The organism is Enterobacter sp. MGH 24 (genome assembly GCF_000493015.1).
Classification (GTDB): Bacteria; Pseudomonadota; Gammaproteobacteria; order Enterobacterales; family Enterobacteriaceae; genus Enterobacter.
In genome coordinates this window covers 2,065,360-2,090,369 of record NZ_KI535657.1, presented here as the reverse complement: position 1 = coordinate 2,090,369, position 25,010 = coordinate 2,065,360, and the positions used below count along the sequence as shown (strand labels likewise).

Here is a 25,010-nt window from a genome sequence, read left to right as displayed (position 1 = left end):
TTTAACACTCCCGACGTTCCTGGCTGGGATTAGGACGTGAAAAAGGCTACACTTCGAGGCTGAAATTCCTTCTCATTACGATAAAAGAGGCGAAGTCCAACGTGGCTCAATTCGTTTATACCATGCATCGTGTCGGCAAAGTTGTCCCGCCGAAACGTCATATTCTTAAAAATATCTCGCTGAGCTTCTTCCCGGGCGCAAAAATCGGTGTTCTGGGTCTCAACGGTGCCGGTAAGTCCACCCTGCTGCGCATCATGGCCGGGATTGATACAGACATCGAAGGTGAAGCCCGTCCGCAGCCTGGCATCAAGATTGGTTACCTGCCGCAGGAACCTCAGCTGAACCCGGAACACACCGTTCGCGAATCCGTTGAAGAAGCGGTTTCCGAAGTGGTTAACGCCCTGAAAGGTCTGGATGAAGTGTATGCCAAATACGCCGAGCCGGATGCGGACTTCGACAAGCTGGCCGCGCAGCAGGGCAAGTATGAAGAGATTATCCAGGCGCACGACGGCCACAACCTGAACGTGCAGCTGGAGCGCGCGGCGGATGCCCTGCGTCTGCCGGACTGGGATGCGAAAATCGCGAACCTCTCCGGGGGTGAACGCCGCCGCGTGGCGCTGTGCCGCCTGCTGCTGGAAAAACCAGACATGCTGCTGCTCGACGAACCCACCAACCACCTGGATGCGGAATCCGTGGCGTGGCTGGAGCGCTTCCTGCACGACTTCGAAGGCACCGTTGTGGCGATTACCCACGACCGTTACTTCCTCGACAACGTCGCTGGCTGGATCCTGGAGCTGGACCGCGGCGAAGGTATTCCGTGGGAAGGCAACTACTCCTCCTGGCTGGAGCAGAAAGATCAGCGTCTGGCGCAGGAAGCTTCTCAGGAAGCGGCGCGTCGTAAGTCTATCGAGAAAGAGCTGGAGTGGGTGCGTCAGGGCGCGAAAGGCCGTCAGTCTAAGGGCAAAGCCCGTCTGGCACGCTTTGAAGAGCTGAACAACACCGAATACCAGAAACGTAACGAAACCAACGAACTGTTTATTCCGCCTGGAGCACGTCTGGGGGATAAAGTGGTTGAAGTCAGCAATCTGCGTAAGTCTTACGGCGACCGCCTGCTGATTGACGACCTGAGCTTCTCCGTACCGAAAGGCGCTATCGTTGGCATCATCGGTCCGAACGGCGCGGGTAAATCGACCCTGTTCCGCATGATGTCCGGTCAGGAACAGCCTGACAGCGGCTCTATCACCCTGGGTGAAACCGTGAAGCTGGCCTCCGTTGACCAGTTCCGTGACGCGATGGATAACAGCAAAACCGTGTGGGAAGAAGTCTCCGGCGGTCTGGATATCATGCGTATCGGCAACACCGAGATGCCAAGCCGCGCCTATGTTGGCCGCTTCAACTTCAAAGGCACCGACCAGGGCAAACGCGTGGGCGAGCTGTCCGGCGGTGAGCGCGGTCGTCTGCACCTGGCTAAGCTGCTGCAGGTGGGCGGTAACGTACTGCTGCTCGATGAACCAACAAACGACCTGGATATCGAAACCCTGCGCGCGCTGGAAAACGCCCTGCTGGAGTTCCCGGGCTGCGCGATGGTTATCTCGCACGACCGCTGGTTCCTGGACCGTATCGCGACCCACATTCTGGACTACCAGGATGAAGGCAAAGTGGAGTTCTTCGAAGGTAACTTCACCGAATACGAAGAGTACAAGAAACGCACGCTGGGCGCCGACGCGCTGGAGCCGAAGCGTATTAAGTACAAGCGTATTTCTAAGTAAGTGCCCAAAAAGCCGGGTGGCGCTCACGCTTACCCGGCCTACGGTTCTGCGCTGTTTGTAGATACTGTTATGCGACGCAAGCATTTTCCTGGTGCAACGTGGCATCGAACGGGCGTCCTGATTTCAGGACGCCATACGCCACCTGCGCCAGCTTACGCATCATCGCTCCGATTATCAGCTTCGCTCCCTTGCCGTTCTTTTCCAGACGTGTCCTGAACGCTTTTCCCCACTCCGTTTTGTACAGCGCAACCATCGCGGGCATATACAGCGCCCTGCGAAGCGAGACATGGCCTGCCTTACTCATCCTGCTTGCCCTGGTTACGCTGCTTCCGGATTCATGCTGCCGCGGTGTCAGCCCTGCGAACGCCGCGAACTGCCGCGCCTGACCGAACCTGTCCTTCAGCCCCACATACGCCAGCAGTACGGCGGACGTCTTTTCACCGATACCCGGTATGCTGTCCAGCAGTTTTCGCCGGTGCTTCAGGTCCGGGTCGTCATCCGTCAGGTCCTTTATCTGTTTCTCCAGCCGCTTCAACTCCGCTTCCAGCCACAGGAGGTGCGCGTCGATGCTCGGCATCTGCACTTCCCGCGCCGTCTCCCGGCGGTTCAACTCCTGCGTGTGCATGTCCGTCAGGGACTGATGACGCAGTACCAGCGCCCGCAACGCGCGCTCCAGCGGATGGGGAGCCTCCCAGGCTGCCGGACGTTTCTGCCGGCAGAACTCTGCCAGCATACGGGCATCGACGGCATCGGTTTTACTGCGCAGGCCTTCGCTCTGCGCAAAGGCTTTACCCAGAGCAGGGTTGATGATGGATACGGTGAAACCGGCATCACTGAGGGACGCCGCGGCGTCTTCCATATAGGTGCTGGTCGCCTCCATGCAGATATGTGCCGGAGCCACATTATGGCTGCGGAGCCAGCTGAGCAGCTCCTCGTGGCCTTTAGGGGTGTTGGCAAACTTTTTGCTGCGGTGACGGCCATCAGGTCGCAACACATCGATATCCAGCTTAGCTTTGGAGACATCGATACCAATAAAGTGAAGTTCCTGTTCCATAGTGAAACCAACCTTGTGAATGCGGATTACCGGAAAAACCGGTCCATGATACTGTCCGGTTTGTCACTTGTGGAGAAGGGGCAGTCCACTGCAGGGATCTACAATACGGGCTCGTGGCCTGAGGCCGGGTACGGCATGTGGACTGCCTGACAGAAAGAACTGGCCGGTTCTTTCTGTACGGGGGATAATACAAGGCCGGGTAAGGCGAAGCCGCCACCCGGCTTTTTTATTTGTCCACGTAATACCGCTTCACCTCATCAAACTGCATCGCAAAGTCGATATAGCTCATCAGCGCGGGCGAGTTCAGCTTGCGGCTCGGGTAGGCAAGCCACAGATCGTTGCCTTCAACGCTCCACTCCGGCAGCACCTTCACAAGCGCCCCCTTTTCGACCTTATCCTCCAGCAGAAACGCGGGTAAGAGCGTGATCCCCGCGCCGGCAATCGCACACTCGCGGGCGTATACCAGATTATCGGTCATGTGCGCGTTATCCGGCAGATAGCGGTAATCCTCGCCCTCGCTTCGCAGAAGCCACTCCGACCACGCCCGGTGCGTAATGCAGCGGTGTTCCACCAGCTGACGGGGATGAATTAACGGCTCCCGACGCGCCAGATAGTCCGGCGAGGCCAGCATGTAGCGCGGGCAGTGCCCGATCATCCGGCCAATCAGAGAGGAGTCCTGCGGCTTGCCGGTGCGCAGCGCCACGTCAAAACCGGCCTCGACCAGATCCACCACGTCGTCAGAAATAGACACATCCAGCGAAACGTCAGGATAGCGAAGCTGGAACTCGGCATTCATGTGCGCCAGCAGCGTCGCCCCAATCCCTGCCGGACAGGTGATGCGCAGCCGCCCGCTGGGGTTATCGCGCAGGCGCTGAATGGCGTACTCCGCCCGCTCGCTGGCCGCCAGCATCTCGCGACAGTGCACCAGATAGTGCTCGCCCGCAAACGTCAGGCTGATCCTGCGCGTGGTGCGGTTAAGCAGGCGGATCCCCACCTGCTGCTCCAGCTGGCTAATTCGCTGGCTAACGCTGGATTTCGGCAGTTCGGCTTTCTGAGCAGCCGCGGTAAAGCTGCCCATCTCCGCCACCAGTGCGAACAGCGCCATATCCTGCAGCTGTTTAAACATGATTGTTCATCCTGTACGAACGCTGAGTTCTTGATTGTCCATCTTATCACGCAGCTGGCCACTTAATAGACTAGCCTCAATAAAACGCATGCCATTGAGGAGCACACCATGTCAGTTAAAGCCATTGCCGTTAACCCGGAAAATCCCTCTGCTTTCATTGAAATCACTCCGCCGATGCCGCAGCCCGGCGAGCACGATCTGCTGGTGGAGGTGAAGGCCGTCTCCGTTAACCCGGTCGATACCAAAGTCCACGCGGGCATCGCTAAAAACGGGCTGAACGAGCCGCGCATTCTCGGCTGGGATGCCAGCGGGATCGTCAAAGCGGTAGGGGCTGGCGTCACCGGATTCAAACCGGGTGACGAGGTGTGGTACGCGGGCGACATCACCCGCCCGGGCAGCAACACCACGCATCAGCTGATCGATGCGCGGATTGTCGGGCGCAAGCCCGCCAGCCTCGGCTGGGCGGCTGCCGCTGCGCTGCCCTTAACCGCGCTCACCGCGTGGGAAGGCCTGTTTGAACGGCTGAACATTCAGGATGCAGGGGCGGACAAAACGCTGCTGATCATCGGCGGCGCGGGCGGGGTGGGATCGCTGGCGATCCCGTTTGCGAAGCACAACAGCAAGGTGAAGATCGTCGCAACCGCTTCCCGGGAAGATTCCGCCCGGTGGTGCCGCGATCGCGGGGCTGACGTTGTCGTAAATTACCGCGACCTGAAGGGTGAACTGGCGAAACAGGGGCTCACCTTTGTGGATTACATTTTTATCCTCAACGATACCGACGGGCACTGGGATGCGGTCAGCGACCTGATTGCGCCGCAAGGGCATATCTGTTCCATCGTTGAGAATGAACGTCCGCTGAACCAGGACAAGCTGAAGTCCAAATCCGCCGCGCTGCACTGGGAGTTTATGTACACCCGCAGCATGTACCAGACGGCGGATATGGCGCGTCAGGGTGAGATCCTCAATGAGGTGGCGAAGCTGGTGGATAACGGCGTGGTGGAAAGTTCGCTGAGTGAAACGCTGCACGGGCTGAGCGTGGAAAGCATTACCGAGGCGCACCGTAAGGTGCTGGAGGGGCATATGCGCGGGAAAGTGGTGGTTGAGTATTGAGTGATTTGATTCCCTCACCCCGGCCCTCTCCCACAGGGAGAGGGTTAGGGTGAGGGGTAAGTTTTTTACCCCTGCTCCCCCATCATCTCCTTCACCAGCTCGACGCAGCGCAGGAAGCGGGAGTCGTAGTCCGACTCTTCCACATGCACAAACTCAACGTTGTTCTCATTGAGCATCTCCACCAGCATGGTCTGAAACTCTCGCCTGTCCACGGAGCTGCCGAGGCTGCGCATGCCGTCAGCGACCCACGGAGTGTTGTTCTCCAGCAGGATCACCAGGTCAAAGCGGTATTCGTCAATCAGCGCCTGCACGAACGGGTGCTCGCGCCCTTCGTATTTTTTACAGAACGCCTGCGTGGTGACGAAATCGGTATCGATAAACGCCACCTTGTTGGCATATTTCACCGCAAAATCAATGTACTGAGCATGACCAAGTGCGATTTTGTCATAGTCGGAATACTGCAGCGCCATCTCGTCGCCGCCAAGGTGCGAGAAGACATAATCGCGGCCATACTCCCACGCGCTGGTGGTATTGAAGATGTTCGCCAGCTTGTTGACCAGCGTCGATTTACCGCTCGACTCGCCGCCGAGGATCGCCACCGTACGCACGAAGAACGGCTTCACTTCGGTCGGAATGTAATCCCAGTAGCGGAACGGATTCTCGCGGATCTGCGCCCCGCTGATGTTCATGAAGGTGCGTTTCGGGTCGATCAGCACCGTCTCGATGCCCAGATGCTCGCTGAACTGCGGCGCGTCGGACTCTTCAGAGGTGTAGATCCAGTTAGGCGCAATGCCCTTCTCTTCCATAAACGCTTTGATGCCGTTGCTCCACACGTCCCAGCCGTGTGGATACGGCTCCATGCCCTCTTCGTTAAAGGCATGAATACGAATGTTTTTCTGATACTTAAAGGTCTGGAGCAGCCAGCGCAGGCGGTCCGGCACGGTCGGCTGCTGCGACATGGCGCTGTCTTCAAACAGCTGACGGTCGCGGGTTTCGTCGTAGCCCATGATGATGTGCAGCTCGTCCACCTGGCTACAGGCGCGCTGGATCAGATAGATATGCCCGGTATGCAGCGGGTAAAACTTGCCGAACACCACGCCGATGTTCTTTTGCATACGCGGGAATTCCAGCCCCAGAAAGCGGTGCAGCGCTTCCAGCTTCTGCGCGCTGGGGCTTTTGATTTTGGCGTTCAGCAGCTGGCTCAGGTAGCCTTTGGTCATGCCGCTGGCGTCCGCCACCTGCTGCAGCGTGCAGCCCTTCTGGCGGATTGCGGTCTTGATGTAGTCAAATGATGACATAAATTACGGTGCCTCCTGCAAAATCGAATACGTAATTATAAGTCGTCAAAGACATTTAACGCATCTGCGAGTTTCTTCACGCCAAATACCTGCATCCCTTCCGGGATTTTTTTCGGCACGTTGGCAGCGGGAACGATCGCCCGGCGGAAGCCGTGTTTCGCCGCCTCGGAGATACGCTCCTGCCCGCTCGGCACCGGGCGGATCTCGCCAGCCAGCCCTACCTCACCAAATACCACCAGATCCTGCGGCAGCGGTCGGTCGCGCAGGCTGGAGACCATCGCCAGCAGCAGCGCCAGGTCTGCGCTGGTCTCCGTAACTTTGACGCCGCCCACCACGTTCACGAAGACATCCTGATCCGCCATCTGCAGCCCGCCGTGACGGTGCAGCACCGCCAGCAGGATCGCCAGGCGGTTCTGTTCCAGACCGACCGCCACGCGCCGCGGGTTGCCCATCATCGACACGTCCACCAGCGCCTGAATTTCGACAAGCAGCGGGCGCGTCCCTTCCCACAGCACCATCACCGAGCTGCCGGAGGTGATCTCATCGCCACGGCTCAGGAAGATGGCCGACGGGTTGCTGACTTCACGCAGCCCCTGTTCGGTCATGGCAAACACGCCCAGTTCGTTCACCGCCCCAAAGCGGTTCTTGTGGCTGCGCAGGGTACGGAAGCGGGAATCCGCGTCGCCGTCGAGCATCACGGAGCAGTCGATACAGTGCTCAAGCACCTTCGGTCCGGCCAGCGAGCCGTCTTTGGTCACGTGGCCGACCATCACAATTGCCACCCCGCGTGTTTTGGCAAAGCGCGTCAGGTAGGCCGCGGTTTCACGCACCTGCGCCACGCTGCCCGGCGAAGACTGAATGTCCGCCATGTGCATCACCTGGATGGAGTCGATCACCATCAGCTTCGGCTGCTCTTCTTCGGCGATCATGCAGATCTGCTCGATGCTGGTTTCGGAAAGCATGTTCAGGTTGCCGGTCGGCAGGCCCAGACGGTGCGCGCGCATCGCCACCTGCTGCAGTGACTCTTCGCCCGTGACGTACAGAGTTTTCATCTGTTCGGCGAGCTTGCAGAGCGTTTGCAGCAGCAGGGTCGATTTACCCGCGCCCGGGTTACCGCCGATCAGGATCGCGCTGCCCGGCACCACGCCGCCGCCGAGCACGCGGTCAAACTCTTTGAACCCGGTGGAGAAGCGCGGCAGCTCTTCGAGGCTGATGTCCGAGAGTTTTTGCACCTTCGCCACGCCCGCGTTACCGGCATAGCCGCTCAGGCGCTCGTTGCGGGCCACGCTCGGCGAAGCCGCCACACCACGCACTTCGGTGATGGTGTTCCAGGCATGACAGGCGCTGCATTGCCCCTGCCAGCGCGGATAATCCGCACCACATTCATTACAGACAAATGCGCGTTTTGGAGCTTTCGCCACGGTTTACCTCGTTATTTCTGTGCGGCCTGCGTGCCGGGTGGCGCTTACGCTTACCCGGCCTACAAAGCAGACCGTTATTTCTGATTAATGCTGCCGGAGAGAATGCAGAACACCCCCATCAGGTCAGCGTGACGGATAGTGACTTCCGTCTTTTCATTCACTTTTGGCTTGGCATGGTAGGCAATGCCCAGACCGGCGGCTTTGATCATCGGCAGATCGTTCGCACCGTCCCCGATGGCGACGGTCTGGACGACCGGAATTTCATATTTTTCCGCGAGACGCGTCAGCGTATTGGCTTTGTACTGGGCATCTACGATATCGCCGATCACCTGGCCGGTCAGCTTGCCGTCCATGATCTCCAGTTCATTGGCCACCACGGTGGTCAGATGCAGTTTTTCCCGCAGATAATCCGCGAAGAAGGTGAAGCCACCGGAGGCGATCGCCACTTTCCAGCCCAGCGACTGCAGCTTCAGCACCAGCTGCGTCAGCCCAGGCATCAGCGGCAGCACGTCGCGCACCCGACGCAGAATGTTAGCATCGGCCCCTTTCAGCGTCGCCACGCGCTGGCGCAGGCTGGCGGTGAAGTCCAGCTCGCCGCGCATCGCACGCTCGGTGACTTCCGCCACCAGCTCGCCGCTGCCCGCCAGCTTCGCAATCTCGTCAATGCACTCGATCTGAATGGCGGTCGAGTCCATGTCCATCACCAGCAGGCCCGGGGTTTTCAGGTGAGGGATTTTACCCAGCGGCGCGACGTCCAGCCCGGCGTCATGCGCCAGACGCGTTGCGCGCTGCGTCAGGGAACCCGCCAGGCGAATAACCTGGTAGTCTTCCACGCACCAGGCGGCGACGATAACCATCGCGGCGCCCAGCTTGCTTTGATACTGGGTCAGGCGTTGCTTATCCAGACCGCGTCCGTAGAGGAGCCAGCCGCTACGACCGGCATGGTAATCCAGAGGCATCACCTCATCGCCACTTAAAGAGAGCGGCAATCCTGGCCATAAAGAGACATCCGTTGGCAGGTCACACCAGGTAATGTTCGGCATTAAAGCTCCTGTAATTTCGTTCGCGCCGGAAGGTTGCAGAGGGAAAATAACGCATGAGGCTACCCTGTAACCATCACTTCTGGCAACATTAAGCCGTAAATTTTCAGCAGGTGGAATATGGCTCGCGCAAAACTGAAATTCCGGCTTCATCGCGCCGTGATTGTCCTCTCCTGTCTCGCACTATTAGTGGTGCTGATGCAAGGGGCATCGTGGTTTAGCCAGAACCATCAACGGCAACGCAACCCGCAGTTTGAAGAGCTGGCCCGCACGCTGGCACGCCAGGTGACGCTCAACGTCGCGCCGTCCATGCGTACCGAAACGCCGGACGATAAGCGAATAGGCCAAGTTTTACGCCAGCTCACGGAGAATAGCCGCATTCTTGATGCCGGCGTCTATGATGAGCAAGGCAACCTGATTGCCCGCGCGGGCGAGCACGTCGACGTGCGCGACAGGCTGGCGCTGGACGGTAAAAAAGCCGGGGGCTATTTTAACCAGCAGATCGTCGAACCTATTCAGGGGAAGAATGGTCCGCTGGGCTATCTGCGCCTGACCCTCGATACCCACACCCTGCCTACTGAAGCCAAACAGGTCGATAATACCACCAATATTCTGCGCCTGATGCTGCTGCTTTCACTCGCCATCGGCGTTGTGCTGGCACGCACCCTGCTTCGGGGCAAGCGCTCGCGCTGGCAGCAATCCCCGTTCCTGCTGACCGCCAGCAAATCCGTCCCCGAAGACGAAGAGAGCGAGAAGAAAGATTAGTGATAAAGTAGGCGAACGATTCGGAAAAGGAACTTTGCCATGACGACGTTACGCCTGCTTATCTCTGACTCTTACGATCCCTGGTTTAATCTCGCGGTAGAAGAGTGCATCTTCCGCCAGATGCCCGCCACCCAGCGCGTACTGTTTCTCTGGCGTAACGCCGATACGGTGGTCATCGGCCGCGCGCAAAACCCGTGGAAAGAGTGCAATACGCGGCGTATGGAAGAGGACAACGTTCGCCTCGCGCGCCGCAGCAGCGGCGGCGGCGCGGTGTTTCACGATCTGGGCAATACCTGCTTTACCTTTATGGCGGGCAAACCGGAATACGACAAAACCATCTCAACGTCCATCGTCCTCAACGCGCTCAATTCACTCGGCGTGACGGCGGAAGCGTCCGGGCGTAACGATCTGGTGGTGAAAACCCCCGAAGGCGACCGGAAGGTCTCCGGATCCGCCTACCGCGAAACGATGGATCGCGGCTTCCACCACGGCACCCTGTTGCTGAACGCCGACCTGAGCCGTCTGGCGAACTACCTGAATCCTGACAAGAAAAAGCTCCAGGCTAAAGGGATCACCTCCGTGCGCGGCCGCGTGGCAAATCTGGTTGAATTGCTGCCAGGCATTACGCACGAGCAGATTTGTGATGCGATTCGTGACGCGTTCTTTGCACACTACGGCGAGCGCGTGGAAGCAGAAGCGATCTCCCCTGACAAAACCCCGGACCTGCCCAACTTCGCCGACACCTTCGCCCGCCAGAGCAGCTGGGAGTGGAACTTCGGTCAGGCGCCTGCGTTTTCCCACCTGCTGGATGAGCGTTTTACCTGGGGCGGCGTGGAGCTGCATTTTGACGTGGAGAAAGGCCATATCACCCGCACGCAGGTGTTTACCGATAGCCTGAACCCGGCACCGTTAGAGGCGCTGGCGGCTCGTTTGCAGGGCTGTTTGTACCGGGCGGATATGCTGCAGCAGGAATGCGACGCGTTGATTGGGGATTTTCCGGAGCAGGAAAAAGAGCTGCGGGAGCTGTCGGCGTGGATTGCTGGCGCAGTGCGGTAAGATGAAAAATGATAAAGAGCAAGAATTTCTCATTTATCCCTTGCATCATAAACAGGCTCATGATTACGCACTGAAAAATAATAAAATCAATAGGTAATGTTTATATATTCCTGCCAGAAATCGCAACGATTTCTGGCAAATATGCACGAAACAAAACTATTCATCATTACTACATATCTTTTCAAGATTAACTAAATAGACGAATAGCCCCGCCCCTCAGAAAATAGCCTTCCGGAAATAATCTTTCTTTTTGCTGTAATTCTCTTCTCACACTCGTTAAGGATTAACGATGAAAAAATTACTGATTGCAACCGCGGTTGCATTGTCTTTGTCTGCGGCTGCGCACGCGGCTGAATCTACCGCAGTATTAAAAGTGGCAGGTGTACTGACCAACGATGCTTGTACCCCGAGTCTGGACGGTGGCGGCGTGGTGGATTTTGGCACCAAATACATCAATGAATTGTCTGCAACAGAGACAAACCAGTTAGGCAACAAAGACCTCTCCTTCAAAATTTCCTGCACCGCGCCAACCAAGGTTGGTTTTACTATCAGTGACGATCGTGCTGACTCTACAGCAAATATCATCGTTGAACACACCAGCTTTACCACCCCTAACGAGACCGCCTGGACCAACTCTATCCGTTACGGCGTCGGGAAAACGGCAGGCAATGTCAATATCGGCGCCTACTCTGTTGCGCTAAACCGAAGCGCGGTTATTGCAGACGGTGAAACACAGTCGGTTGTGCGAGCCACGCCAGGCTATGACTTAGACACCGAATGGAGTGTATGGACCGATGACAAAGACCTTCTGAACAACAGTGGTATATACGAGTACAGCTTAGGCAGTGCGGCAGGCATACCCGTTGCCTTTACCAATGCAGAATTTCCTTTACGCGTCGCATTAGCCGTTCAAAACACGGATGCGCTGGCCATTACCGACAACACGACACTTGATGGCCAGGCCACCCTTACCCTGATTTATATGTAATTTTTTCATGCGCCAACTGACGCTGACGCGATAATTTATCCCCGTTAAGGAACAACGATGAAAAAGATTTTAGTTGCCACTGCTGTTGCAGCGGTACTTGCTTCAGGTGCTGCCAATGCAGCGACCACTGCCTTACTGAAAGTCACCGGCGTGCTGTCCGTGGCGGCATGTACCCCTACATTGAACAAAGGCGGCACCGTTGATTATGGCCGTATTCACCTGTCCGATCTGTCTTCCACTGGCATCAACCAGTTGGGCACCCAAAATATCAGCCTGACCATTACCTGCCCGGCGGCGACGAAAGCAGGCTGGACCATCACCGACGATCGCGCGGATACCCATCCGGGCGCATCTGTCATCACCATCAACAACGCAGATGCCGCTAACGGCGCAGTATCCGATACCAGCATGTCCTACGGTGTAGGTAAAACCACAGGCGACGTAAAAATTGGCGCCTACTCGATCTTTACCGATATCAGCAACGTGACCGCCGATGGCGTAAAAGTTGACGCGATTTCAGGTACGACGGTTAGCCCTACGTGGCAAAAAACCACCACCGGTATCATAAAGAACGGTAATGCTGAAGTGATGACCGTTGCGGCGACGGGTTCAACCGCTCCTCTTGCTTTCACCACGGCTATTTTCCCGCTGAAAACATCACTGGCAATCCAGAGCACCGCAGCGCTGGCCGTCACCGATGATACTAACCTGGACGGTCAGGCGACAATCACCGTTAAATATCTCTGATATTCAGCACACTATTGCGTGAAGCACCTCCCCTTGATTGGGGAGGTTTTTTTAAGGTTAAAGGATTAATCTCGATGTCAAAGACACTGTGCAAACTTACGCTTGCCGCACCCTTTTTATTCGCCACGCTTTTTTCTCAGGCTCACGCCGATGGCATGGTGCCGGAAACCACCTTACTGGTGATTGACGAATCCACCCATAGCGGCGTCATGAACGTCAAAAATACCGATAATTTTCCGGCGCTGCTCTATACCACCATTGTTGACCTGCCGGACGATACCGGCGTGAAGCTCAACGTGACCCAGCCGGTCGTTCGGGTGGAGCCAGGCCAGCAGCAGCAGTTGCGCTTTATTATGGAAAGCCAGCAACCGCTGACGGTTGAGCACTTTAAGCGCGTGATATTCGAAGGCATCCCCCCCAAACGCACCGACAAAAATATGAAGATTGGCTTCAATATGCGCCAGGATTTGCCGGTGTTGATTCGCCCCAAAAATCTGCCGGTGGTGACCGACGCCTGGAAATTGCTTCAGTGGTCTGGCCGCGGCAAAGCCGTCAAAGTGAAGAACCCTTCAGCTTACGTGGTGCGGATGTCCCCCAACGTTAACTTCCTGCCATCAGGCGCCAAAGGCATGCTGAAAAAGACCTACATTCTGCCCGGCGAAACACTGAATGTGCAGATGCAGAACGGCCTCGCAGGAGATACCTCGGTTCGATTCTATCCGGCAAGCCGCTACGGTGTTGAAGTGCCCAGTTTTACCGCTCCGCTCACCCAATAATTAAAATAATAAAGAGAGTTAACTGGTGAAAAGTATTCATCTTGCTTCTTGCATACGCGCCGCATTACATTGCTCAGTCGCTGTTTCATTGCTTCTCTCTGTTCCTGCTCAGGCCAGGGACGTCGCGTTTGATACGGATATTCTGACGTCAAGAGGCATCAGTAAGAACCTTGCCGATTATTTTTCTGATGCGCCGCGGTTTCTGCCAGGCAGCCATACCGTTGCGATAAAAATTAACGGCCAGGAAAAGGGCACGCTGGCCGTTCGTTTCAATGAAAATGGTCAGCTTTGCGTTGACGACGATTTTCTTAGCGCAACGGGTCTGATGCCGGTCAACATCGGGAAAAACGAACCGTGTCACGACCTGCGCACTAATTACCCTTCAGCCGTGGTAAATCCCATGCCGAATAGCGAATCGCTGGAACTGTTCGTTCCTGCGCAAGCGCTGGACAACGGTTTTCTTACGCCGCAAAACTTTATGAAGGGCGGTACCGCCGGGTTATTTAACTACAATCTGTTTTCCAGCCGTAATGACGTTTCCGGAGGCGACAACAGTACCTATTCCCAGGCAAATCTGGAAGCGGGGCTTAATATCGCGGAATGGACGCTACGCAGTCGCTATATGTTAACCGATGATGACGGGCAATATCATTCGGACAGCCTCTACACCTATGCAGAACACGTTTTCCAGGCACAAAAAGTACGTGTCCAGGTCGGGCAGATTAACGTCAGCTCATCGCTCTTTAGCGGCCCGGCGATCGACGGGGTGCAGTTTATTCCCGAACAAAAACTGCAACAGGATATTCCGGGCGTAACCATTAACGGTATTGCGCACACTCACCAGGCGCGCGTGGAAGTCCGCCAGGCCGGGCAGCTAATCTATACCGCGCCAGTAAATGCCGGCCCCTTTACCCTTGATAACGTTCCAGTGGTTCGCAGCAATGCGGATCTCGATGTCAGCGTGGTTGAAACCGATGGCTCAACCACGCATTTTACCCTTCCGGCGTCGTCGTTCAATCTGCATACTTTGCGTCCTGTCGGGCTGACGGTGTCGGTGGGTCGGGTACGTGAACTGACCACTGATTATGATAAACCGTATGTCACTAACGTTACGAATGGCTGGCGTCTTAACCGGGACTGGAGCACCACCGTTTCCGGCGTATTAGCAGAAGACTATCAGGCGGCGGGCGGTATGCTTCAGTGGCTTCCGGCGGAAGGGATGATGGTGTCAGGTTCGCTCCTGGGCAGCCGGGAGTCTTTCGGCGACGCTCAGCAAGGCGCGAAGAGTGAATTAACAACCAGCATGGGTTTACCGGGTGATGTTGGTTTTGACCTGAGCGCCGCGAAATACAGCAGCGGCTATCGCGAACTGACGGAGTCGCTGGATGATGATTTCCACGGTTACCAAAGCAGCTATAGCGGCAACCTGAACTGGAGAAATGACCTGCTGGGCACGTTCTCTGTCGGTTATTACGCCTATGAAGCCGCCAATGGCTACGACGATTCCCGCAGCATGATCGTCTCCTGGGGCAAATCATTTAACTATTTCAACATCAATGCGAACTGGCAACATGCCGTTAATCAGCAGGACGACGATAACAGCTATAGCAATGATGATCTTTTCTACGTCAACATCAGCATTCCTCTTGGCACTCAGCGTGTAGGCGCCTACATGCGCAACCAGGGGAATAAAACCGCCTACGGTTTACAAAATAACGGTTCTCTCGGCCAGGATACCAGCTACTACATATCTGCCGATCGCGATAACGAAACGAATGAAAACTCTTTCAACGGCAGCCTGAATACCAATCTTCACTATACCCAGTTGAGCCTGGGTGCAGGCTCAAGCGGCGACAATCAGCATAACTACAATGCGACCTTAAGCGGCGGAATTGCCGCCCACGAGCACGGCCTGACGTTCACGCCTTATAACGTTCGGGACACGTTTGCTATTGCCCGTCTGAGCGAGCCTGAAAGCGGCATTGAAATTTCGACCCCGCAGGGCAGAGTCTGGACCGATTATTGGGGACAAGCGGTGGTGCCGGGGTTGACCGAGTGGCGAAAATCACGCATTGAAGTGAACGCTAACACCTTACCGAAAAGCATGGATCTGGCGAACGGTATCAAGAATGTCGCCGTTGCCCATGCCGCCTTCAAAGAGCTGGAATTTAAAGTGCTCAACACACGGCGCGTCATGCTGGAAGTGAAACAAGCCGACGGTTCCTGGTTGCCGAAAGGCACCAGTATTGTCGACAAGAAGAATAACTATCTGGTGAGCGCAGTGGATAGCGGGCGCGTGTTCGTCACCGACATGTCAGATAGCCCGGCCCTGTATGCCGTCGACGACGATATGCAACGGCTGTGTCAAATTGATTACAAATTAAGCGATACTCAGGACAAGGAAGCCTTTTATGAAACGGCGAAAGGAGTCTGCAAATGACATTCAAACGTACATCTATACTGATTGCCCTGACGGTTTGCACTTCGCTTTTTACTCAAATGGCGCAGGCAGACGAAGAATGTCAACTTACGTTTGCTACCAATAACGTGAGCTTTGGTGCATTCAAACAGGATGACATTGTCAATTCCCAAAAAGGCTGGCATCAGATGCCGTCCAGAGAAATTAACGTCAGCGTTTACTGTCCGCAAAGCCAGCCAATAGCGCTGTTTGTCCAGGCTCGGGCAGGCGAAAAAGGGCGTTTTTACTTTGGTGACAGTAGTGGCCTGGCCGTAAGCGTGAGTCAAATGGTGGTGGACGGTAAAAACTACGATATTGCCAAAACCATTGACCGGACTCACTTTGCGCCTGACGGCGATAGCGGTGAAAGCCTGCTGCTTCACAATAACGAGGGAATTATCGCGGTTGAAAACCAAACCCAGGTGAATGGTAAGCAGATGAACTTTACGCTGAAAATGACGCCGGTATTAAACGATCAGCAGTTTACGCACGCTTCAGATGTGACAACGCTGGAAAGTGACCTTACGTGGGAAGTGTTGACGAAATAGCGGCAGGACATTGCCGGACAGGTTCGCTGTCCGGCAATGGCAACATTACTCTTTATCGCCCAACAGAACGGATTCCAGCGCGATTTTGATCATGTCGTTGAAGGTGGTCTGACGCTCGGCAGCAGTGGTCTGCTCGTGGGTACGGATGTGGTCAGACACGGTGCAAATGGTCAGCGCTTTCGCACCAAACTCAGCCGCGACGCCGTAGATACCCGCCGCTTCCATCTCCACGCCCAGGATGCCGTATTTTTCCATCACGTCGAACATCTCGCCGCCGTCTGGTGCATAGAACAGGTCAGCAGAGAAGATGTTACCTACGCGTGCTTCAACGCCCAGCGCTTTTGCAGCGTCAACCGCGTCACGCACCATGCCGAAGTCAGCAATCGCCGCGAAGTCATGATCTTTGAAACGCATGCGGTTAACTTTGGAATCGGTACAGGCACCCATGCCGATAACGATGTCGCGCAGCTTAACGTCCATGCGCACCGCGCCGCAGGAGCCCACGCGGATGATTTTCTTCACGCCGAAGTCGGTGATCAGCTCTTTGGTGTAGATAGAGCAGGATGGGATACCCATACCGTGGCCCATCACAGAGATTTTGCGACCTTTGTAGGTACCGGTGAAGCCCAGCATGCCGCGAACGTTGTTCACTTCACGCACGTCTTCCAGGAAGGTTTCAGCAATGTGCTTCGCGCGCAGCGGGTCGCCCGGCATCAATACGACGTCAGCGAAATCACCCATTTCTGCATTAATGTGAGGAGTTGCCATCTTCAGTTCCTTTTCATTTGAGTTTTTTTGCCCGGTGGCGCGCAGCGATCCGGGCCTACGGTTTTGTAGGCCGGGTAAGGCGCAGCCGCCACCCGGCAATGACCTCAGAACATAGCCTTGCCATATTCCATGTCAGACGTACCAAAGTATTTCGCGATAGTCTGGCCGATGTCCGCGAAGGTTTCACGGTGACCGAGCGAGCCCGGCTTCACTTTCGGGCCGTACACCAGCACCGGAATGTGCTCACGGGTGTGGTCGGTACCGGTCCAGGTTGGGTCGCAGCCGTGGTCCGCGGTCAGGATCAGAATGTCATCTTCACCCACCAGCTCCATCAGCTCCGGCAGACGGCGGTCGAACAGCTCCAGACCGGCCGCATAGCCTGCGACGTCGCGACGGTGGCCCCAGGAGGAGTCGAAGTCCACGAAGTTGGTGAAGACAATGGTCTTGTCGCCCGCTTCTTTCATCTCTTTGATGGTGGCATCGAACAGCGCATCCAGACCGGTGGCTTTCACTTTTTTGGTGATGCCGCAGTTGGCGTAGATATCCGCGATTTTACCCACGGACACCACGTGGCCGTCTTTCTCTTCAACCAGCTTCTGCAGCACGGTTGGCGCCGGTGGCTCAACGGCCAGGTCGTGACGGTTACCGGTACGCTGGAAGTTACCCGCTTTGTCGCCGATAAACGGACGAGCGATCACGCGGCCGATGTTGTAGCCGCCTTCGGTCAGTTCTTCACGGGCGATTTCGCACAGCTCGTAGAGTTTATCCAGGCCGTAGGTCTCTTCGTGGCAGGCAATCTGGAAAACGGAGTCAGCGGAGGTGTAGAAAATCGGCTTGCCGGTTTTCATGTGCTCTTCGCCGAGCTCGTCCAGAATCACGGTACCGGAAGAGTGACAGTTACCGAGGTAGCCCGGCAGGTTGGCACGCTTCACCAGCTTGTCCAGCAGCTCCTGCGGGAAGCTGTTCTCATGATCGGAGAAATAACCCCAGTCGAACAGCACCGGCACACCGGCGATTTCCCAGTGGCCAGACGGGGTATCTTTACCGGAAGAGAGCTCGTGCGCCCAGCCGTAGGCACCCACGACTTCCGCGTTGCCGTCCATACCGGCTGCGATTTTACCGGTAGAGCCTTCATGCGCTTTCACCAGACCGAGGCGGGTCAGGTTAGGTAGAGTCAGAGGGCCTTTACGACCGTTGTCCGCTTCGCCTTTCGCACAGGCTTCCGCGATGTGACCCATGGTATCGGAACCCACGTCACCAAAACGTTCTGCATCTTCGGTTGCGCCGATGCCGAATGAGTCCAGCACCATAATAAATGCACGTTTCATAATTGTTCTCCGTACGTAGTGCTTAAAAATGATTGATCAGATCAGTATACCGCTATTCGGTGATACGGCGATAGACAGTCGGTGTGGTTTCCGGCGCTTTATCGTCAAGCGTAATGGCTGCTTTCACCGCTTTCGCCGCGTCCTGCCAGCTGGCTTCGTCTTTGGCGTGGATCACCGCCAGCGGACGTTGACCGTCAACGCTGTCGCCCAGACGGGCCATATCGGTAAAGCCGACGCTGTAATCAATGGTGTCCGATGCCTGACGACGGCCGCCGCCCATCGAGACCACCGCCATACCCAGCGCACGGGTGTCCATTGCAGAAACGAAACCTTCGCTATCGGCATACACCGCTTTGCTGAGCGTCGCGGTTGGCAGGTATTTCGCGTAGTTCTCGACGAAATCGGTCGGGCCTTTCTGCGCCGCGACCATACGGCCGAAGATTTCCGCCGCTTTGCCGTTGTCCAGCACCGCCTGCAGTTTCGCGCGCGCTTCAGCATCGTCTTTGGCCAGCTTGCCGGAGATCAGCATCTCAACGCACAGCGCCATGGTGACGTCGAACAGACGCGGGTTACGGTATTCACCGGTGAGGAACTGTACCGCTTCACGCACTTCAACCGCGTTACCGGCGCTGGACGCCAGCACCTGGTTCATGTCGGTGAGCAGTGCGGTGGTGCGCACGCCCGCGCCGTTGGAGACGCCAACGATCGCTTCGGCCAGCGCAGCAGAAAGCTCATAGGTCGGCATAAACGCGCCGCTACCGACCTTCACGTCCATCACCAGCGCGTCCAGCCCTTCTGCCAGCTTCTTCGCCAGGATAGAGGCGGTGATCAGCGGGATGGAGTCAACGGTCGCGGTAATATCGCGGGTTGCGTAAAAACGTTTGTCTGCCGGAGCAAGAGAGCTTGTCTGGCCGATAATCGCCACACCAACGTCTTTAATAATGTCGCGGAAGCGGTTGTCATCCGGGAAGATATCGAAGCCCGGAATGGCTTCCAGTTTGTCGAGCGTACCGCCTGTGTGCCCAAGGCCGCGCCCGGAGATCATCGGGATGTAACCGCCACAGGCCGCCACCATTGGGCCGAGCATCAGAGACGTCACGTCGCCTACGCCGCCGGTGGAGTGTTTGTCCACAATTGGGCCGTTAAGGTTAAGGCTTTTCCAGTCCAGAACGGTTCCTGAATCTCGCATCGCCATGGTCAGCGACACGCGCTCAGGCATCGACATATCGTGGAAGAAGATGGTCATCGCCAGAGCCGCAATCTGCCCTTCTGAGACGGTGTTATCACGAATGCCGTTGATGAAGAAGCGGATCTCTTCATCGCTTAATGCATGACCATCACGTTTTTTACGAATAATTTCTTGTGCGAGAAACACGGTAACCTCCATGCGGAATCGGGGGAGTTGTGGCGGGTGGCGCTACGCTTACCCGCCCTACGATCCGGTAGGCCGGGTAAGCGTAGCGCCACCCGGCAATTCAAACTTAGTAGCTGCTTGCGCTCTTACCGTCGCCGTGGCCCAGCGCTTTCAGCAGGCTGGCCAGCAGGCTGGACGCGCCGAAGCGGTAGTGACGGGAATCGGCCCAGTCGGCACCAAACAGCTCGTCGGCAATCGCCAGGAACTGCTGCGCGTCTTCGGCGGTACGCACGCCGCCCGCGGGTTTGAAACCAACGGTTTTGGACACGCCCATATCGCGGATAACTTCCATCATGATGCGCGCGCTTTCTGGGGTCGCATTCACCGGCACTTTACCGGTAGAGGTTTTGATGAAATCGGCACCGGCTTTGATGGAGATTTCAGACGCCTTACGAATCAGCGCCTCTTCTTTCAGCTCGCCGGTTTCGATGATCACTTTCAGCAGCACGTTTGCCGCCGCACACGCGTCTTTACAGGCTTTCACCAGATCAAAACCGACCTGCTCGTTGCCGGCGATCAGCGCGCGGTACGGGAATACCACGTCAACTTCGTCTGCGCCGTAGGCAATCGCCGCGCGGGTTTCTGCCAGCGCAATCTCGATATCATCGTTGCCATGCGGGAAGTTAGTTACGGTAGCAATGCGCACGTCCGGCGTACCCTGCTCTTGCAGCGTCTTACGGGCAATCGGGATAAAGCGCGGGTAGATACAGATGGCTGCGGTGTTACCCACCGGCGTTTTCGCCTGATGGCACAGGGCGATGACTTTTTCATTGGTATCGTCATCGTTCAGGGTGGTCAGATCCATCAGCTTCAACGCGCGCAGGCTGCTTGCAGTTAAATCGGTCATAACATTCTCCAACGGCAGTGCCGTATAAATTTTACCTTGCGGGTCTGTGAGTATTCTAACATTCACCCGCATCCACACTTCGACATTCATCACAGTTAATGAAAACTGCGTACAAATTTGCATTACTGTAATGAGATCTTCTTCAAACTTTAGCGCGTAAATTGTCGACTAAAGCAGCGATACCCCCTGTCGGATCAAAAGCCCCGACAGGCTGGCTTCCTACAATCCGTTCATCATCCGCAGAACACTCAAGGAAGCGAATATGCCCCACTCCAGCCCCGACGCCCTGCAACAACGTTGCCAGCACATTGTGACAAGCCCGGTGTTAACCCCGGAACAAAAACGTCATTTTCTGGCGCTGGAAGCGGAAAACAACCTGCCTTATCCGGCACTTCCTGAGGCCGCGCGAGCCGCGCTGGACGAAGGGTTTATCTGCGACATGTTCGAAGGCCATGCGCCCTACAAACCCCGTTACGTTCTGCCGGATTACGCAAAATTTCTGGCTAACGGTTCAGAATGGCTGGAGCTGGAAGGGGCGAAAGATCTCGACGACGCCCTCTCTCTGTTAACCATCCTCTACCATCATGTTCCGTCCGTCACATCGATGCCGGTCTATCTCGGTCAGCTTGATGCGATCTTAACTCCATATGTTAGAATTCTAACACAAGAAGAGATCGATAGCCGAATAAAACGTTTCTGGCGCTATCTCGACCGTACGCTGCCGGATGCGTTTATGCACGCCAATATCGGCCCGGCGGATACGCCCGTCACACGCGCCATTTTGCGTGCCGATGCAGAGCTGAAGCAGGTCGCACCGAATCTGACCTTTATCTACGATCCCGATATCACCCCGGACGACCTGCTGCTCGAGGTGGCAAAAAATATATGTGAATGCAGCAAACCGCATATTTCTAATGGCCCGATGAATGATAAAATTTTCACAAAAGGCCGTTACGGCGTGGTGAGTTGTTACAACTCCCTGCCACTGGCGGGCGGTGGCAGTACGCTGGTGCGCCTTAACCTAAAGGCTATTGCCGAACACAGCGCATCGGTTGACGACTTCTTCACCCGCGCGCTACCGCACTACTGCCAGCAGCAAATTGCCATCATCGATGCGCGCTGCGATTTTCTGTACGGGCAGTCTGGCTTCTTTGAGAATAGCTTCCTGGTAAAAGAGGGGCTGATTGATGCCGATCGGTTTGTGCCGATGTTTGGCATTTACGGCCTGGCGGAAGCGGTAAACGTGCTCTGTGAGAAAGCAGGCATTGCAGGGCGTTACGGCAAAGATGAGCAGGCCAACGCGCTGGGCTATCGCATCAGCGAACAGCTAGCGGCGTTTGTGGAAAACACGCCGGTGAAGCACGGCTGGAAGCACCGCGCGATGCTGCACGCGCAGTCGGGGATCAGCTCCGATTCGGGCACCACGCCGGGCGCACGTCTGCCCTACGGCGACGAGCCGGATCCCATCAGCCATCTGCTGGCCGTTGCACCGCACCACAGACATTATCACTCCGGAATCAGCGATATTCTCACCCTGGAGGAGACGGTTAAACGCAACCCGCAGGCGGTGGTTCAGCTTTGCCTGGGCGCGTTCAGGGCGGGAATGCGTGAATTTACCGCCAACGTAGCGGGTAACGATCTGGTCCGCGTGACCGGTTATATGGTGCGACTATCGGATCTGGAAAAATACCGGGAAGCCGGATCGCGCACCAATACCACGTGGCTGGGCGAAGAGGCCGCGCGCAATACCCGTATTCTCGAACGTCAGCCGCGCGTGGTTAGCCATGAACAGCAGATGCGCTTTAGTTAGTCAGGTCATTCCTTTTTCCTGCGTGGACGGGCCGGGCAGCCGCCTGGCGCTGTTCCTGCAGGGCTGCAACCTGCGCTGTAAAACCTGCCACAACCCGTGGACGATCGGCCGCTGCAACGACTGCGGGGACTGTGTGCCCCACTGCCCGCACGACGCGCTGACGATTCAGGCCGGACGCGTCTGGTGGCAGGAGAGTGACTGCCAGCAGTGCGACACCTGCCTGCACCTGTGCCGGCAGCAGGCAACGCCTATGGCGCACCGCTTCAGCCTGGACGAGATCCTCACTCAGGTCCGCAAATCCGCACCGTTTATCGAAGGGATCACCGTGAGCGGCGGCGAAGCCACAACGCAGCTGCCGTTTTTAGTGACGCTATTCTCAGCGATCAAAGCCGATCCTGCCCTGCGTCACCTGACCTGTCTGGTAGACAGCAACGGTATGTTAAGCGAAACCGGCTGGCAAAAGCTGCTGCCGGTACTGGATGGCGCGATGCTGGATCTCAAGGCGTGGGGGAACGAGCATCACCGCTTCCTGACCGGGCGCGAAAACCCGCAGATTAAGCAGAGCATCCGCTGGCTGGCAGATCGTCACCGTTTGACGGAACTCCGCTTATTGGTCATCCCAGAGCAATGTGATTACCTGGCACATCTCAAGCCGCTAACGGCCTTTATCCACGGGCTTGGAAATGTGCCGGTGCGCATCAACGCGTTTCATGCGCATGGCGTCTACGGTGAGGCGGCGTCATGGCGCAACGCCACGCCCGAGGACGTTGAACCGCTGGCGCAGGCGCTGGAAAAACAGAAGATAACGGTGATTCGTCCGGCGCTTTACCTATAGCGTGATGCCAAATACCGAACGGGTGTTTTCAAGCAGCGCACCGGCAATCACCTCTTCAGGCTCCTGTCGCAGTTCACACAAGGTGGTAAACACGCGCGCCGCCTGTTCCGGGCGATTCGGCTGGCCCTGAAAACCATTCAGCGGCATATCGGGGGCATCGGTTTCCAGCAGAAGCGCCGACAGCGGCAGCTGGGCCATCACGTCCCGGGTTTTACTGGCGCGCGGATAGGTGATGGTGCCCCCGACGCCGATTTTATAGCCCAGCTCAATAAAACGCTGCGCCTGCTGCAGGCTACCGGAGAAACCGTGCACTACGCCCCTGCGAGGCAGATCGATGCGTTTCAGGTGCATCGCCAGCTTATCGTGCGTACGTCTTGAGTGGAGGATCACCGGCAGATCGTGGCGCTTCGCCAGCCTGAGCTGCGCGTCGAGGATCGTCTGCTGGCGCTCAAACTGCGGATCCTCGCGATAAAGATCGAGGCCGATCTCACCGATGGCGACAAGTTTGTCTCCTGCGGTCTGCACTGTCTCATCAAGCCTCTCAATGTGCTCATCAAGATGCCGCTCAATCACAATCGGATGCAGGCCGAGCGCGGCATAGAGCGCGGGGTGCCGCATGGAAAGATCCAGCACCCGGGAAAAATAGGCCGCTTCCACTGACGGCACAATGATGGCCTGAACGCCTGCCTCGGCCGCTTTCGCAATACTTTGCGCTTCATCTCCCGTAAACGGCGGGAAATCAAAGTGACAGTGGGTATCAACAAAGCGGAGCGTCACGCCAGATCCTCGTTATCCAGTAAAGCGTCATTTGCCTGCGGAATATCCACCAGCGGCACCGTCAGGGCGTCGTTGGCAACAATCGCAGGCGGCGTAATAATGCGTTTATGTCGATGAAGCGGCGGTTGCTCCGCCAGCATTTTCCCCACCGTCGCCAGGAAATAGCGTCCGCACAGCCGCCCCGTTTTGTAATCCATGCGCAGCGCAGGAACGCGGCTGCCCAGCGCCATGCTCAGCAGCGGCTTAGGCGGATAGATTTCAAAAATACGCAACTTGCCCGGCGGTTTTTCAATGAAGCGCTGCATCGCACCGTAGGTGGTTTCATGCTGCTTCGCGATATTCACCAGCGGCTGCAGGCTGCTATCGCCCAACCAGCGCTCCATCCGCTTAAACCACTGCGGGGTGTAATACATTTGCGACGGCACGGTACGGATCACCACAATGGTTTTCGCCCCGCGCCGGGCGGCTTCCTGCACCGGCACCGCGTCACTGATCCCCCCGTCCAGATAGCTAATGCCGTCCAGCAGGGCGCCGGTACGATAAAAGCCGGGGATCGCGCTGGAGGCGCGGATGATGTCCAGCCAGTTCTCCTTCTGAGGAGAAAAATAGCCCGGCGAATAATCATCGCCCCGGCTGGCACACATCCAGAACTCTTTGCCGCTATCAAACAGACGGGCAGCGGTATCCATGGCAAGCGGCATCTGGCTGGAGGTCGACTCCAGCAGCCAGTCGAGATCGATCAGGTTGCCGCCGCGCACAAAGCGCACCGGGTTAAAAAATTCTTTCGCCGTGGTGTAGCGCATAATGACCTTTCGCGCGTAGCCGGGCTGGTTACAGACATAGGCAGAGAGGTTCTGCGCCCCGGCAGAGGTGCCGAAGTAAAGATCAAACGGGTTGAACTGCGCGCGCATAAATTCATCCAGCACGCCGGCGGTGAAAATGCCGCGCTGTCCTCCACCTTCGCAGACCAGCGCGAGTTGACCTGCGCGAAACGGCTTTAACGTCAGCGGCGCAATATTGCCGAGCGTAACGGGAATTCGTTGCCCCACCTCTGCTTTCCTGTTTTGATTATTTT

22 protein-coding genes are annotated in these 25,010 nt (G+C 56.6%); 11 read left to right on the top strand and 11 right to left on the bottom strand.

Features of this window, described 5'->3' with window-relative positions; genetic code table 11:
• Window positions 1-101: 101 nt before the first annotated feature.
• Complete coding sequence (ettA, locus tag L370_RS11915) at window positions 102-1,769, top strand: energy-dependent translational throttle protein EttA (protein WP_023334445.1); 1,668 nt, start codon at window positions 102-104, stop codon at window positions 1,767-1,769.
• Between the two features lie 67 nt (window positions 1,770-1,836).
• Here ettA and L370_RS11920 read toward each other — a convergent pair whose 3' ends face one another.
• On the bottom strand, window positions 1,837-2,823 hold the full coding sequence (locus L370_RS11920; protein ID WP_023334272.1) for an IS110 family transposase: 987 nt from the start codon (window positions 2,821-2,823) through the stop codon (window positions 1,837-1,839).
• A gap of 226 nt (window positions 2,824-3,049) precedes the next feature.
• The gene (locus L370_RS11925; RefSeq protein WP_023334444.1) at window positions 3,050-3,949 is read right to left on the bottom strand and encodes a LysR family transcriptional regulator; all 900 of its coding nucleotides are present in this window, start codon (window positions 3,947-3,949) and stop codon (window positions 3,050-3,052) included.
• A gap of 108 nt (window positions 3,950-4,057) precedes the next feature.
• Here L370_RS11925 and L370_RS11930 point away from each other — a divergent pair, with 108 nt between their 5' ends.
• Window positions 4,058-5,059 carry a zinc-binding alcohol dehydrogenase family protein gene (locus tag L370_RS11930; protein ID WP_023334443.1) on the top strand — a complete coding sequence of 334 codons (1,002 nt, stop codon included), beginning with the start codon at window positions 4,058-4,060 and terminating at the stop codon, window positions 5,057-5,059.
• A 65-nt stretch (window positions 5,060-5,124) separates the two neighbouring features.
• On the opposite strand, the gene nadR is transcribed toward L370_RS11930, so the two are convergent.
• From nadR to serB, 3 genes are all read right to left on the bottom strand, one after another.
• Window positions 5,125-6,357 carry a multifunctional transcriptional regulator/nicotinamide-nucleotide adenylyltransferase/ribosylnicotinamide kinase NadR gene (gene nadR / locus L370_RS11935; protein WP_023334442.1) on the bottom strand — a complete coding sequence of 411 codons (1,233 nt, stop codon included), beginning with the start codon at window positions 6,355-6,357 and terminating at the stop codon, window positions 5,125-5,127.
• Between the two features lie 35 nt (window positions 6,358-6,392).
• Window positions 6,393-7,778 (bottom strand): DNA repair protein RadA, encoded by a 1,386-nt coding sequence (gene radA, locus L370_RS11940; RefSeq protein WP_014068810.1) that lies wholly within the window; start codon window positions 7,776-7,778, stop codon window positions 6,393-6,395.
• Between the two features lie 74 nt (window positions 7,779-7,852).
• Entirely contained in the window at window positions 7,853-8,821 is a 969-nt protein-coding gene (gene serB / locus L370_RS11945) for a phosphoserine phosphatase (RefSeq protein WP_023334441.1), read from the bottom strand.
• A gap of 117 nt (window positions 8,822-8,938) precedes the next feature.
• On the opposite strand from serB, the gene L370_RS11950 reads away from it, so the two are divergent.
• The 7 genes from L370_RS11950 (at window position 8,939) to L370_RS11980 (ending at window position 16,156) form a co-directional block, all read left to right on the top strand.
• Window positions 8,939-9,583 carry a YtjB family periplasmic protein gene (locus L370_RS11950; RefSeq protein ID WP_023334440.1) on the top strand — a complete coding sequence of 215 codons (645 nt, stop codon included), beginning with the start codon at window positions 8,939-8,941 and terminating at the stop codon, window positions 9,581-9,583.
• Window positions 9,584-9,622: 39 nt separating this feature from the next.
• Complete coding sequence (lplA, locus tag L370_RS11955) at window positions 9,623-10,639, top strand: lipoate--protein ligase LplA (RefSeq protein ID WP_023334439.1); 1,017 nt, start codon at window positions 9,623-9,625, stop codon at window positions 10,637-10,639.
• Window positions 10,640-10,928: 289 nt separating this feature from the next.
• Window positions 10,929-11,627: a DUF1120 domain-containing protein gene (locus L370_RS11960; RefSeq protein ID WP_023334438.1), complete on the top strand. Its 699-nt coding sequence runs from the start codon at window positions 10,929-10,931 to the stop codon at window positions 11,625-11,627.
• A 57-nt stretch (window positions 11,628-11,684) separates the two neighbouring features.
• Entirely contained in the window at window positions 11,685-12,374 is a 690-nt protein-coding gene (locus L370_RS11965) for a DUF1120 domain-containing protein (protein ID WP_023334437.1), read from the top strand.
• Window positions 12,375-12,448: 74 nt separating this feature from the next.
• Window positions 12,449-13,150: a fimbria/pilus chaperone family protein gene (locus L370_RS11970; protein WP_023334436.1), complete on the top strand. Its 702-nt coding sequence runs from the start codon at window positions 12,449-12,451 to the stop codon at window positions 13,148-13,150.
• A 25-nt stretch (window positions 13,151-13,175) separates the two neighbouring features.
• Entirely contained in the window at window positions 13,176-15,590 is a 2,415-nt protein-coding gene (locus L370_RS11975; RefSeq protein WP_023334435.1) for a fimbrial biogenesis usher protein, read from the top strand.
• Window positions 15,587-16,156, top strand: a complete 570-nt coding sequence (locus tag L370_RS11980; protein ID WP_023334434.1) for a DUF1120 domain-containing protein — start codon at window positions 15,587-15,589, stop codon at window positions 16,154-16,156. Before L370_RS11975 ends, L370_RS11980 begins: the two co-directional genes overlap by 4 nt.
• A 45-nt stretch (window positions 16,157-16,201) precedes the next feature.
• On the opposite strand, the gene deoD is transcribed toward L370_RS11980, so the two are convergent.
• The 4 genes from deoD to deoC all read right to left on the bottom strand — a co-directional run bounded on the left by deoD (window position 16,202) and on the right by deoC (window position 20,513).
• On the bottom strand, window positions 16,202-16,924 hold the full coding sequence (gene deoD / locus L370_RS11985) for a purine-nucleoside phosphorylase (RefSeq protein WP_010427122.1): 723 nt from the start codon (window positions 16,922-16,924) through the stop codon (window positions 16,202-16,204).
• 104 nt (window positions 16,925-17,028) lie between these two features.
• Window positions 17,029-18,252, bottom strand: a complete 1,224-nt coding sequence (gene deoB, locus L370_RS11990) for a phosphopentomutase (protein ID WP_023334433.1) — start codon at window positions 18,250-18,252, stop codon at window positions 17,029-17,031.
• Window positions 18,253-18,304: 52 nt separating this feature from the next.
• The gene (gene deoA, locus L370_RS11995; protein ID WP_023334432.1) at window positions 18,305-19,627 is read right to left on the bottom strand and encodes a thymidine phosphorylase; all 1,323 of its coding nucleotides are present in this window, start codon (window positions 19,625-19,627) and stop codon (window positions 18,305-18,307) included.
• Window positions 19,628-19,733: 106 nt separating this feature from the next.
• Entirely contained in the window at window positions 19,734-20,513 is a 780-nt protein-coding gene (gene deoC / locus L370_RS12000; RefSeq protein WP_023334431.1) for a deoxyribose-phosphate aldolase, read from the bottom strand.
• Between the two features lie 262 nt (window positions 20,514-20,775).
• On the opposite strand from deoC, the gene L370_RS12005 reads away from it, so the two are divergent.
• Both L370_RS12005 and L370_RS12010 read left to right on the top strand, forming a co-directional pair.
• Window positions 20,776-22,323 (top strand): YjjI family glycine radical enzyme, encoded by a 1,548-nt coding sequence (locus L370_RS12005; protein WP_023334430.1) that lies wholly within the window; start codon window positions 20,776-20,778, stop codon window positions 22,321-22,323.
• Window positions 22,298-23,158, top strand: coding sequence for a YjjW family glycine radical enzyme activase (locus L370_RS12010; protein ID WP_023334429.1), 861 nt, complete (start codon window positions 22,298-22,300; stop codon window positions 23,156-23,158). The genes L370_RS12005 and L370_RS12010 overlap by 26 nt, the downstream gene beginning before the upstream one ends.
• On the opposite strand, the gene L370_RS12015 is transcribed toward L370_RS12010, so the two are convergent.
• Together L370_RS12015 and L370_RS12020 are read right to left on the bottom strand one after the other, a co-directional pair.
• Window positions 23,153-23,935: a TatD family hydrolase gene (locus tag L370_RS12015; protein ID WP_023334428.1), complete on the bottom strand. Its 783-nt coding sequence runs from the start codon at window positions 23,933-23,935 to the stop codon at window positions 23,153-23,155. The genes L370_RS12010 and L370_RS12015 overlap by 6 nt on opposite strands.
• A complete protein-coding gene (locus L370_RS12020; RefSeq protein WP_008502074.1) occupies window positions 23,932-24,984 on the bottom strand; it encodes a patatin-like phospholipase family protein in 1,053 nt (350 codons plus the stop codon). Before L370_RS12020 ends, L370_RS12015 begins: the two co-directional genes overlap by 4 nt.
• Between the last annotated feature and the right edge of the window lie 26 nt (window positions 24,985-25,010).

Coding starts and splice junctions, on each gene's coding strand:
- L370_RS11920 (WP_023334272.1), bottom strand. CDS start 2,823: ATGGAACAGGAACTTCACTTTATTGGTATCGATGTCTCCAAAGCTAAG.
- L370_RS11925 (WP_023334444.1), bottom strand. CDS start 3,949: ATGTTTAAACAGCTGCAGGATATGGCGCTGTTCGCACTGGTGGCGGAG.
- L370_RS11930 (WP_023334443.1), top strand. CDS start 4,058: ATGTCAGTTAAAGCCATTGCCGTTAACCCGGAAAATCCCTCTGCTTTC.
- nadR (WP_023334442.1), bottom strand. CDS start 6,357: ATGTCATCATTTGACTACATCAAGACCGCAATCCGCCAGAAGGGCTGC.
- serB (WP_023334441.1), bottom strand. CDS start 8,821: ATGCCGAACATTACCTGGTGTGACCTGCCAACGGATGTCTCTTTATGG.
- L370_RS11950 (WP_023334440.1), top strand. CDS start 8,939: ATGGCTCGCGCAAAACTGAAATTCCGGCTTCATCGCGCCGTGATTGTC.
- lplA (WP_023334439.1), top strand. CDS start 9,623: ATGACGACGTTACGCCTGCTTATCTCTGACTCTTACGATCCCTGGTTT.
- L370_RS11960 (WP_023334438.1), top strand. CDS start 10,929: ATGAAAAAATTACTGATTGCAACCGCGGTTGCATTGTCTTTGTCTGCG.
- L370_RS11965 (WP_023334437.1), top strand. CDS start 11,685: ATGAAAAAGATTTTAGTTGCCACTGCTGTTGCAGCGGTACTTGCTTCA.
- L370_RS11970 (WP_023334436.1), top strand. CDS start 12,449: ATGTCAAAGACACTGTGCAAACTTACGCTTGCCGCACCCTTTTTATTC.
- L370_RS11980 (WP_023334434.1), top strand. CDS start 15,587: ATGACATTCAAACGTACATCTATACTGATTGCCCTGACGGTTTGCACT.
- deoD (WP_010427122.1), bottom strand. CDS start 16,924: ATGGCAACTCCTCACATTAATGCAGAAATGGGTGATTTCGCTGACGTC.
- deoB (WP_023334433.1), bottom strand. CDS start 18,252: ATGAAACGTGCATTTATTATGGTGCTGGACTCATTCGGCATCGGCGCA.
- deoC (WP_023334431.1), bottom strand. CDS start 20,513: ATGACCGATTTAACTGCAAGCAGCCTGCGCGCGTTGAAGCTGATGGAT.
- L370_RS12005 (WP_023334430.1), top strand. CDS start 20,776: ATGCCCCACTCCAGCCCCGACGCCCTGCAACAACGTTGCCAGCACATT.
- L370_RS12010 (WP_023334429.1), top strand. CDS start 22,298: ATGAACAGCAGATGCGCTTTAGTTAGTCAGGTCATTCCTTTTTCCTGC.